Annotated in this window: 7 protein-coding genes; 3 read left to right on the forward strand and 4 right to left on the reverse strand. The window is 70.2% G+C overall.

Features of this window, described 5'->3' with window-relative positions:
* The first annotated feature begins 54 nt into the window (after positions 1–54).
* The 3 genes from CG723_RS23460 (at position 55) to CG723_RS23470 (ending at position 5,228) form a co-directional block, all read left to right on the forward strand.
* On the forward strand, positions 55–2,733 hold the full coding sequence (locus tag CG723_RS23460) for a SpoIIE family protein phosphatase/ATP-binding protein (RefSeq protein WP_234374486.1): 2,679 nt from the start codon (positions 55–57) through the stop codon (positions 2,731–2,733).
* A 192-nt stretch (positions 2,734–2,925) separates the two neighbouring features.
* Positions 2,926–3,492, forward strand: coding sequence for a hypothetical protein (locus CG723_RS46370; protein ID WP_159032526.1), 567 nt, complete (start codon positions 2,926–2,928; stop codon positions 3,490–3,492).
* 518 nt (positions 3,493–4,010) lie between these two features.
* Positions 4,011–5,228: an MFS transporter gene (locus tag CG723_RS23470; RefSeq protein ID WP_100595449.1), complete on the forward strand. Its 1,218-nt coding sequence runs from the start codon at positions 4,011–4,013 to the stop codon at positions 5,226–5,228.
* 138 nt (positions 5,229–5,366) lie between these two features.
* Here CG723_RS23470 and CG723_RS23480 read toward each other — a convergent pair whose 3' ends face one another.
* Genes CG723_RS23480 through CG723_RS23495 form a run of 4 tightly spaced genes read right to left on the reverse strand, consistent with a single transcriptional unit; the run spans position 5,367 to position 10,506 of the window.
* Positions 5,367–7,415, reverse strand: a complete 2,049-nt coding sequence (locus tag CG723_RS23480; RefSeq protein ID WP_100595450.1) for a glycoside hydrolase family 31 protein — start codon at positions 7,413–7,415, stop codon at positions 5,367–5,369.
* Positions 7,416–7,457: 42 nt separating this feature from the next.
* Entirely contained in the window at positions 7,458–8,303 is an 846-nt protein-coding gene (locus CG723_RS23485; protein WP_100595451.1) for a carbohydrate ABC transporter permease, read from the reverse strand.
* A 9-nt stretch (positions 8,304–8,312) separates the two neighbouring features.
* Positions 8,313–9,269 (reverse strand): carbohydrate ABC transporter permease, encoded by a 957-nt coding sequence (locus tag CG723_RS23490; protein WP_100595452.1) that lies wholly within the window; start codon positions 9,267–9,269, stop codon positions 8,313–8,315.
* Between the two features lie 13 nt (positions 9,270–9,282).
* Complete coding sequence (locus tag CG723_RS23495) at positions 9,283–10,506, reverse strand: sugar ABC transporter substrate-binding protein (protein WP_100595453.1); 1,224 nt, start codon at positions 10,504–10,506, stop codon at positions 9,283–9,285.
* Between the last annotated feature and the right edge of the window lie 128 nt (positions 10,507–10,634).

Here is a 10,634-nt window from a genome sequence, read left to right on the forward strand (position 1 = left end):
TCGGGGCTGCGCTCACTGCTGAATCTGCGCAGCGTCGCCGGGCAGGTGTTCGTTATGCAGGTCGTGATCGTGGTGCTGCTGGTTGCGGCCGCGGTGACGGCCCTGGTGCTCCAGGCGGGGCGTGCCAGTACGCGCGAGGCCGAGCGCCAGTCGCTGACCGCAGCAGAGGCGTTCGCGAACGCCCCGGGCACGGTCCAGGCCTTGAACAGCAAGGATCCGACGGCCGTGCTGCAGCCGCGTGCCGAAGCGGCCCGGAAGCGGGCTGGGGTGACCTTCATTGTTGTCCTGGACACCAACGGAATTCGCTATACGCACCCCGACCCGAAGCGGATCGGGAAGAAGTTCATTGGCACCATCAAACCGTCGCTGGAAGGCCGCACCACCATCGAGCGGGCCCGCGGGCTGCCCCTGGCCGAGGGCAGCGGGCCGGTCATCCAGGCGGTGGTGCCGGTGACCGATGACCGCGGCTCGGTCGTCGGCCTGGTTTCCGCCGGGATCAAGGTCCGAAAGGTGACCGCCCTTTCGGCACGGCAAATGCCGATCATTTTCGGTGCCGGGGCGGCCGCGCTCGCCTTGTCCACTCTCGGGACGGCATTGGTCGCCAGGAGGTTGCGTGGGCAGACGCATGGTCTGGGCCCGGCGGAGATGACGCGGATGTACGAGCACCATGACGCGGTGCTGCACGCGGCCCGGGAAGGGGTACTGATCATCGGTGCCGACGGGCGGCTGATGCTGGCCAACGACGAGGCGCGGCGGCTGCTGGAGCTACCGGCGGATGCGGAACAGCGGCAGGTGGCAGAGCTGAAGTTGGATGCCGATACGGCGCGGCTGCTGACGTCGGGCGAGGCGACCACAGATGAGGTGCATCGCGCGGGGGACCGATTGCTGGCGGTCAACATGCGACCCACTGCCCCTTTCGGCGGTCAAGCAGGCTGGGTGGTGACGTTGCGGGACACCACGGAGCTAGCCGTGGTCACCGGACGGGCGGAGGTGGCGCGGGAGCGGTTGACCCTCTTGTACGACGCGGGAGTACGGATCGGTACCACGCTGGACGTGGTACGCACCGCGCAGGAGCTGGCGGATGTGGCGACCCCGCGGTTTGCCGACATCGTCACCGTCGATCTGCTGGAGTCGGTGGAGCGGGGCGAGGAGCCGACCAGGACGGCGGATGTGCGCCGTACCGTAATCAGCGAGGGGTATCAGGAACGGGAGGGGATCTACCCGGTCGGACAGCTGATCACCTACTCGCCGACGGCTCCGCAGGCGCGGGCCCTGGAGACAGGGCGGGCGGTGCTGGAGGACGACCTGCGACAGGCCTGGGGGTGGCGGGAGCAGGACCCCGACGGGGCCAGTAGGGCCCTGGCGCGCGGGGTGCATTCGCTGGTGACGGCGCCGCTCCAGGCGCGTGGTGTGGTGCTGGGGACGACGAACTTCTGGCGCACAGGGGATTCGCCCCCGTTCAAGGAAGAAGACCTCTCCTTCGCTGAGGAGCTGGCGGCGAGGGCGGCGGTGGCCATCGACAACGCCCGCCGCTTCACACGCGAGCACACGATGGCAGTGACACTGCAGCGAAGTCTGCTGCCGCAGGGGGTACCGGAACAGGACGCGCTGGAGGTGGCCTGGCGGTATCTGCCGGCCGAAGCCGGGGTGGGCGGGGACTGGTTCGACGTCATCCCGCTGCCGGGCGCCCGGGTAGCGCTGGTGGTCGGTGACGTGGTCGGGCACGGACTGCACGCGGCGGCGACGATGGGGCGGCTGCGCACTGCGGTACAGAACTTCTCCGCCCTGGACCTGCCGCCGGACGAACTGCTCGGGCACCTGGACGAACTGGTCACCCGCATCGACAGCGACGAGAGCACCGACGACGGCCCGCAGGGCCGGCAAAGCGAAGCGGTCACCGGGGCGACCTGCCTGTACGCGATCTACGACCCGGCCACGAGAGTCTGCACGACGGCGCGAGCAGGGCACCCGGGCCCGGCGGTGGTGGATCCGGACGGGACCGTCACCTCTCCGGAAGTGCCCGCTTCGCCTCCTCTCGGCCTGGGCGGCCACCCCTTCGAAACCACCGAGCTGCGCCTGCCCGAGGGCTCACGACTTGTGCTGTACACCGACGGGCTGATCGTGAACCGCGACCGGGACATCGACACCGGACTGGCCCTGCTGCACCAGGCGCTGGAGGGGGCGGGTCGGACTCCGGATGAGACGTGTCAGGCAGCGATCGACGCGATGCTGCCGGCGCACCCGGCCGATGACATCGCGCTGCTGGTGGCACGCACCCGGTTGCTCGAGCCGTCGAGGGTGGCGCACTGGGAGGTGCCGCCCGATCCGGCGGCGGTCGCCCCGGTCCGTGCGGAGTGCGGGGCGCAACTGCAGGCGTGGGGGCTGGGAGACATCGGGTTCACCACGGAACTCATCCTCAGCGAGCTGATCACCAATGCGATCCGGTACGGCTCGCCGCCCATCAGGGTGCGGCTGCTGCACTGCCGCAGCCTGATCTGCGAGGTGTCGGACGGATCCAGCACGTCGCCACATGTGCGGAGGGCAGCGACCACGGATGAGGGCGGCCGTGGGCTGTTCCTGGTGGCGCAGTTCGCCCAGCGATGGGGCACGCGGTACACGCCTGACGGCAAGGTCATCTGGGCCGAACAATCGCTGCACGACGGTGCTGCTGCCCCAATGAGCGACACACTCACCGAAGCACTCCTCGACCAGTTCGACAAGCCCACCCTCTGAACGCACGGGAACGCAGCGACAGTTGAGCGGGGCCCGGTGCCGGCGCAAAAGCGTGTTCGGGCGTACCAGCAGCCGGACGCCCCGCGGCTTCTCCCCTGGGAGGTGGTGGAGCAGTGCGCCTGCCGAAAACTTCGTCCGTGCAGGTCACCCCGCTCGCGGAACTACTCCCAGAACACGGCATGATCGCCCCTCGTGCTGATCCGCTTCGCCTACCCGGCCGTCACCCACGCCGTCGCCGCGCTGCGGATGCTGCCCATGAGCGACCATGACAAAGACATCGAGGTCCTGGCGCTACACCACCAGATCACCCTCCTGGAACGCCATCTCGGCACCGACAAGCCGACGTCTCGGCCCGAGGAGCGGACCTTCCTCGCCGCGCTGCTGACCCCACTCCCCGCCCAGCCCCCACCGGCTGCCGCTGCTCGTCCACCCGGACACGTGCTGCGCCGGCACCGCAACCTGATGCACCGGCAGCACACCCAGACCTGCCAGCCGGAGAAGGCAAGGCGCCCCCGCACCGTGCGCTCCATCCGCCTTCTCGTCCTGCGCCTGGCCCACAAAAATCCCTCCTGGGGATATCGCCGAGTGCACAGCGGACTCGCCGTCCTCGGCGCCACCCGCGCACAACACGGCACGGGGATCGCCCGGCCCGCGCCGCGGCAAGCGCCTCCTAGACAGGCGGCTGCGAGTCGCTCCAGTTACTCGCCGACCTGCCGACGGAGAGGCGCACCAACCATGCACCTTGCGGTTGGCATGTAAAAGCCGCGTCTCAAGGGATCTTGAGACGCGGCTGTCTACGAGGGGGCCAGGGATCAGGAGCAGTGACCCGTCGCCCCCGCACCACTCCGAGCACGGACTGGACGCCGTCATCGCATCCACCCTGCACGGGGTGCACGCCGGAGTAACACCCGGCATCGGCCGAGCGGACCGCCCCGAGCAACGGCGAGTGCCACCGCTGGCCCGACCCCCAAACGACAGCCCCCTGCACACGCACTCCCTCGCGGGAGGGAGTGCCGACCAAAGGGCGACGGGCGGCAGCAGTACACAACAGGACGGGCGACAACGGGTGACGGAGGTCACCGACACGTTCTGGTCGATCTTGGAATGCGCGGGTCCCCCGCACTGCTGAGCCTTGTGGGCTTACCCCTGTCCAACCTGCTCCAAGGTGGCGCCGGGCCAGGGCGCCCAGCGTGACAGACCACCTGGTCGGAGACCTTCCCGGTCCCATCCACACCCATCCGCTCATGGACCACTGTCTTCGAAAGGTCTCCTGCACCATGCCGCTGGCCCTGCTGGCCCTTGCTGTTGTCGCGTTCGGCATCGGCACGACCGAATTCGCCACGATGGGGCTGCTGCCCCAGATCGCTGACGGCATCGACGTATCCGTGCCGCATGCCGGCAACCTCGTCTCGGCCTACGCGCTCGGTGTCGTCGTCGGCGCCCCCGTGCTGACGGGCATCGGCGCGCGCGTTACCCACAAGCGGCTGCTGCTGCTCCTGTCCGGACTGTTCGTGGTCGGCAACATCGCGTCCGCGCTCGCTCCCAGCTTCGGACTGCTCTTCGCCGCGCGCTTTCTGGCAGGTCTGCCGCACGGAGCGCTGTTCGGTGTGGGCGCCGTCGTCGCTTCCCGGCTGGTCGCACCCGAACGGGCCGCACGTGCCGTGTCGAAGATGTTCCTCGGGCTCACCATTGCGAACATCGTCGGAGTGCCGGCGAGTACGGCCCTCGGGCAGCACCTGGGCTGGCGGTCCGCCTACTGGGCAGTCGCCGTCATCGGCATCGTCGCCCTCGCCTCCCTGGCCCTCTTCGTTCCCCACCAGCCACGTGGCCGGCAGTCCGGCATCCGGCACGAGCTGCGGGCGATGGGCAACAGGCAGGTCGCGATCGGCCTGGCCACGGCTGTCGTCGGGTTCGGCGGGTTCTTCGCCGTCTACAGCTACCTGGTGCCCATGCTCACGAACGTGACGGGCATCTCCGACTCCTCCACCACGCTGGTCCTCGCGCTCTACGGCGTCGGCATGACGCTCGGCACGGTGATCGCAGGCCCGCTCACGGACCGTGCCCTGAGGCCGACGCTGTACGCGGGGCTCGCTCTGCTGGCCGCGGCGCTGGTGACGTTCTATTTCACCGTCAACAGCACCGTGCCCGCGCTGGTGACGATCGCCTTCATCGGTGCCATGGGTTCTCTCATCACCACGCCCGTCCAGATGTTGCTCATGGCCAAGGCGCAGAACGCTCCGACGATGGCGGCCGCCTCCAACCACTCCGCATTCAACCTCGCCAACGCGGGCGGTGCCTGGCTCGGCGGCCTGGCCATCTCGGCGGGCTGGGGCTGGGCCTCGCCCAACCTGGTCGGGGCGGCTCTCGCCCTGGCCGGCCTGGGCCTCGCCTTCACGGGAGGCCTCATGGACCGGGGTACCCGACGCTCGGAGGTGGTCACCTCGTCCCGCGCGGAACACTCGGCGGAAGCCGACGAGGTCACCGCGGCCCCGTGAACGCATACAGGCCGGCTCCCGTCGCCTTGGCGGCCGGTGCGAGATGCGGAGCGGTGACGATTCATACGCTCAGCGCGGGAGGAGTGCACCGACCGGATCCCGCTGTTCGGCCGCGGCCACGCGGAGGGCCGGGGATGTTCAGGCCGAGACCGGTAGCCGCGTCCCGTCCCGCAGGAACAGCGGTATCCGCTCCAGCGGAGCGTCCACCGTCACCCGGGCCCCGCCCTCGAAGTCGGCGCCGGTCCAGGCGCACGTCCAGCGCGCGCCCGCCGGGAGGTACACCTCGCGCGTCGTTGCGCCCGCGGTGGTGACCGGGGCGACCAGCAGGTCGGGCCCGAGCAGGTACGAGTCGGCGACCGTCCAGCAGGCGTCGTCGTCAGGGAACTCCAGGAACAGAGCTCGCATCGGCGGCAGGCCCTCGCGGGACGCGGTGCGCATCTGCTCGTCGATGTAGGGGCGGATGCGTTCGCGTAGGGCGAGGTAGTCGCCGAGGATACGGTAGGCCTGATCGCCGTACGACCAGACCTCGTTGGGGCCGCCGGTCATCTCGCCGCCCAGCGGCAGCCAGGGCAGGCGGAAGCCGTGGAGGCGGAAGATCGGGCAGAGCGCCCCGAACTGGAACCAGCGGATCAGCACCTCGCGGAAGGCCGGGTCGTCGGGGTCGCCGCCATGGAAGCCGCCGATGTCGGTGGTCCACCAGGGGATGCCGGAGATGCCGATGTTGAGGCCGGCGGCGATCTGCTGCCGCAGCGCGGTGAAGTCGGTGCCGATGTCGCCGGACCAGACGGCGGTGCCGTAGCGCTGGCTGCCCGCCCACGCGGAGCGCGAGAATGACATGCCGTCGGTGTTGCCGGAGGCCGCCATGCCCTCGTGGAAGATGCGGGCGTTCTCTCGCGGGTACAGGTTGGCGACCTCGGCGCCGTGACCCGCATGCAGGCGCAGGTTGGCCGGGTGGCCGGGCTTCATCTCGGGTTCACAGGCGTCCAGCCACCACAGGTTGATGCCGAGGGACTGGTAGTTCTCGCGGACCTTGTCCCAGACGAAGGCGCGGGTGTCGGGGTTGGTCGGGTCGTAGAAGGACACCATCACGCGGTGGTCGGCGCCCTTGTCGACCCAGGTGGCGTGGGCCGCGGTGCCGTACTCGTTGGCGGCGAGCATGCCGCCGCGCTCGAGGGCGTCGTAGTGCTCGGAGGAGCGGTTGACGGAGGGCCAGACGGAGACCATCAGCTTGACGCCCATCTCGTCCAGCTCCTCGACCATGGCGGCCGGGTCGGGCCACTCGGCGGGGTCGAAGCGCCAGTCGCCGAGCCGGGTCCAGTGGAAGAAGTCCGCGACGATCACGGAGAGCGGCAGGCCGCGCCGCCGGTGTTCGCGGGCGACGGTGAGGAGTTCCTCCTGGGTGCGGTAGCGCAGCTTGCACTGCCAGAACCCGCTGGCCCAGGAGGGGAGTTCGGGGGCGTGTCCGGTGGCGTCGGCGTAGGAGCGCAGGATGTCGGCGGGGCGGTCGCCGGCGGTGATCCAGTAGTCGATCTGGCGGGCGCTGTCGGCGACCCAGCGGGTGCCGGTGACGGCGAGTTCGACGCGGCCGACGGCGGGGCTGTTCCACAGCAGGCCGTAGCCGCGGTTGGAGAGCGCGAACGGGATGGTGACCTCGGTGTTGCGCTGGACGAGGTCGGTCACCGTGCCCTTCTGGTCGAGGAGGCCGTGCTGGCGCTGGCCGAGACCGTAGAGGCGTTCGCCTTCGTACGCCTGGAAGTTCTGCTCCAGACGCCGGTAGCCATGACCCACCGGGGTGTGCACCCGGCTGCCGGGCCACCAGAAGTGGGCCGGGCGTTCGGCGAGGAGTTCGGTGCCGTCGGCGGTGCGCACGAAGCGGATCAGGCCGTCGAGGGTGAGTTCGGCGGTGATGTTGCCCTGGGTGATGCGGGCCGGGGGCACGGGGTCGGTGGGCGAGCCGAGGCCGTTCTTGAAGACCCGGAGGCCGGTGAGGTCCGGGACCGTGATCGTGGCGGCCGGCCCGGTGGTGTCGTCGCGGTCGAGGAGGGCGCCGGGGATGTCGTCGCGCAGCCGGCCGAGGGCCGCGCGAACGCGCAGGGAGTCGGCTCCCCAGGGTTCGATGCGCAGCACTTCGTGCTCGCCGCGCCATTCGAGGCCGCCGTCGTGTTCCCGGAAGGTGGTCACGTTCATTGCTCCAGTACGGGGTGGAAAGGGGGAGACGGGAGGTAAGGCTCAGTCCTTGACCGAGCCGCCCGTGATGCCGACGGCGATATAGCGCTGGGCGACGATCAGGAGGATCGCGGCGGGTACCGACGCGAGGACGGCGGAGGCCATCAGGGCGTTCCAGTCGGTGGCGTTGGCGCCGATGAAGCGGTAGATGCCGACGGTGACGGGCGTGACGGCGTCGCGGGAGGTGAGGCTGATGGCGAAGAGGAAGTCGGCCCAGGAGAACAGGAACGCGAACAGGCCCGCGGTGATGAGCCCGTTGCGGGACAGCGGGACGACGATGCGCAGGAAGGTGCGCCACGTTCCGGCGCCGTCGAGCGCGGCGGCCTCGATGATCTCGGCCGGGATGTCGCGCAGTTGGGAGCGGAGCAGTACCGCGGCGAACGGGACGGCGAGGGTGGACTGGGCGAGCATGAGGCCGATGGTGTTGTTCAGTAGCCCGAGGTGGCTGTACAGGGTGAACAGCGAGTTGGCCTTCACGATGCCCGGCAGCATCTGGACGATCAGGAGCACGAACATCAGCGGGGCGGCGTACCGCAGGCGGAACCTGGCGAGGGCCCAGGCCAGGGGCGTCGCCAGGAGCAGCGTCAGCACGACGACGCCGCAGGCGACGAACAGGCTGATCAGCAGGTGCCGGCCCTGGGTGTCGAAGGCGGCGCGGTAGCCGTCGAGGGTGGGGTCGGTCGGGATCCACTTCGGCGGGATGGACAGCAGTGCCTGCGCGGGCTGGAGCGAGGCGTTGAGCATCCAGTACAGCGGGAAGAGGAAGACCGCGACGATGAGCAGCGCGAGCACGGTGGTGGCCCACCTGCGCACGGTGGGGACGCCCGAGGAAGGGGCGGGAGCGGACATGGTGGTCGTCTACCTCTCGTTCTCGGACTGCTCGGCGCGCACGGCCCGCAGGTACACGAGGGCGCAGAGGGTGGCGATGACGATGAGGACGTTGCCGACGGCGGCGCCCTGACCGAAGTGCAGCTCGGTGAACGACAGTTGGTACGACCACGTCGACAGCAGCTGCGTGGCGCCCGCGGGCCCGCCCTGGGTGAGCACCATGACGACGTCGAACGCCTTGATGGTGTAGATGAGGCCCAGCATCAGCACCACCGAGGTGGTGGGGCGCAGCAGTGGCCAGGTGACGTGCCGGAACTTGTGCCAGGCACCGGCGCCGTCGAGGGACGCGGCCTCGTACAGCTGGGGCGGGATGGACTGCAGTCCGCCGTACAGGATCACCATGTTGAAGGGGATGCCGATCCAGACGTTGGCGAGGACGACGGCCGTCATCGCGTAGTCGGGGCTGACCAGCCAGGGCACCGGGTCGGAGATCAGGTGCAGATTCATCAGGACCTGGTTGACGACGCCGTAGTCCTGGTCGAGCAGCCAGCGGAAGACGGTGCCGGAGACCAGGAGCGGCAGCAGCCACGGCAGCAGGAGAAGGGCGCGCAGGACACCGCTCAGCGGGAAGTGCCGGCGGAAGAACACTGCCAGGCCCAAGCCGATGGCGAACTGGAAGACGAGCGAGGCGACGGTGAAGACGACCGTGTTCCACAGCGTGCCGGAGAACAGGTCGTCGCCGAGGACGTGCGTGTAGTTCGCGACGCCGTTGAAGGGCGCCCCGCCTCGGTAGAAGGACGTGACCGTGTAGTCCTGGAAGGACATGACGACGTTGGCGGCGATCGGGTAGCCGAAGAAGACGGCCAGGTAGAGCACGGCGGGGACCCAGAAGCTGAGCCGGACGAGCCGTGCGCGGCGGGCCGCCGGGCACGGCGCGGGTGGCCGGGCGGCGGCCGCGGTGGCGGGCCGGTCGAGGAGTGTGGTCATGGTCGGCGCCCCATCAGTTGTCGTCGGAGGTGGCGGCGGCCCGCTGCGCGGCGGCAAGGGCGTCGGCGGGGGTGCGGCGGCCTGTCGCCGCCTCCTGCAGGGCCGTGTACAGGGCCTGCGAGACCGTGGGGTAGCCGGTGCCGAGCTCGGCGGTGCGCGAGCGGGCGCCGGGCACACTCGCGAGGAACGGGGCGAGGTCGGGCTGCCGCTTCACCAGTTTCGCGGCGACCGCCGGGTCGGCGGGCACGTCGGCGCGCAGGCTCGCCCAGCGCAGCATGTTGTCGCGGCCGAGCACGCAGTCGAGCAGCTCGACGGCCTTGTCCTGCTTGTCGCCCTTGGGGACGGCCCAGGTCTCGCCGCCGAGCGGGGTGACGGGAGAGGTGCCGCTCACCTTCCCCGGCAGCGGTACGACGCCGTAGTCCAGGCCCTTGACGGCGTCGAGGGCGGCAAGCTGCCAGGAGCCGTTGACCATCATCGCGGCGTGGTGGCCGATGAACTGCTCGGCGACGTCGGACTGCTGCCAGTTGAGCGCCGACTTGGACACCGACCCGTCGGCGAACAGGGACGTCCAGTAGGACAGCGCCGACACGGACCGCGGCGAGTCCAGGTCGTCGAGGTCGGCGCCCGCGCCCCACAGGAACGGCTCGTACTGCCAGGACCCTTCCTCGGTTCCGACGGCGGAGAGCGCGAGCCCGTAGCGGTGCCCCCGCGTCAATTCGCTTGCCGCTGCCCGCAATTGTTTCCAGTCGGTGGGCGGCTCGAGTCCGGCCTCACGGAAGGCGGCCTTGTCGTAGAAGAGGGCGAGCCCGTTGACGCCGGGCGCGACGCCGTACAACGTCCCCTTGTAGGTGCCCGCCGCGAGAACGCTGTCGTAGAAGCCGTCGGTGTCGAGCCGCCCGTCGAGCGGCAACAGGGCGCCGGTGGAGGCGAGTTTGGGCAGGTCGGGATTGTCGCTGAGGATCAGGTCGGGCAGGGTCCTGGCGGCTCCGTCGCGGAGGAGCTTCGGTACGAGCTGGGCGCGCGGCATGACCTCGCGCACGACGTCGACGCCGGTGTCGGCGGCACACGTGTCCAGGATGCTGGTGAGGGCGGTGTTGCCGGGTTCGGCGGTGTAGTAGTCGGCGACGGTGAGGGTGTTCGCCGGGGTGTCGGCGGTGATCAGTCCGCAGCCGCCGAGCACCGCGCTCAGAGCGAGGGCGGCGCAGGCGGCGACGGCTGCGCGGGGGCGGGGATGCATGAGGTCCTTCGGGGAGACGGGGTGGGGGCGGCTCTTGCGTGCGGGCAGGGGGTACTGCCGAGGGGCACGGGGGTGGGCAGGGGGCTGCGGGGAAGATCAGGCGGGGCCCGGTGGCGCGGTGGTCGAGG

The organism is Streptomyces sp. CB01635 (genome assembly GCF_002803065.1).
Lineage (GTDB): Bacteria > Actinomycetota > Actinomycetes > Streptomycetales > Streptomycetaceae > Streptomyces.

What these genes read in the sequence shown, in the direction of transcription:
- CG723_RS23490 (WP_100595452.1), bottom strand. Translation starts at nt 9,269, where the DNA reads ATGACCACACTCCTCGACCGGCCCGCCACCGCGGCCGCCGCCCGGCCA.
- CG723_RS23495 (WP_100595453.1), bottom strand. Translation starts at nt 10,506, where the DNA reads ATGCATCCCCGCCCCCGCGCAGCCGTCGCCGCCTGCGCCGCCCTCGCT.
- CG723_RS23470 (WP_100595449.1), top strand. Translation starts at nt 4,011, where the DNA reads ATGCCGCTGGCCCTGCTGGCCCTTGCTGTTGTCGCGTTCGGCATCGGC.
- CG723_RS23480 (WP_100595450.1), bottom strand. Translation starts at nt 7,415, where the DNA reads ATGAACGTGACCACCTTCCGGGAACACGACGGCGGCCTCGAATGGCGC.
- CG723_RS23485 (WP_100595451.1), bottom strand. Translation starts at nt 8,303, where the DNA reads ATGTCCGCTCCCGCCCCTTCCTCGGGCGTCCCCACCGTGCGCAGGTGG.
- CG723_RS23460 (WP_234374486.1), top strand. Translation starts at nt 55, where the DNA reads ATGCAGGTCGTGATCGTGGTGCTGCTGGTTGCGGCCGCGGTGACGGCC.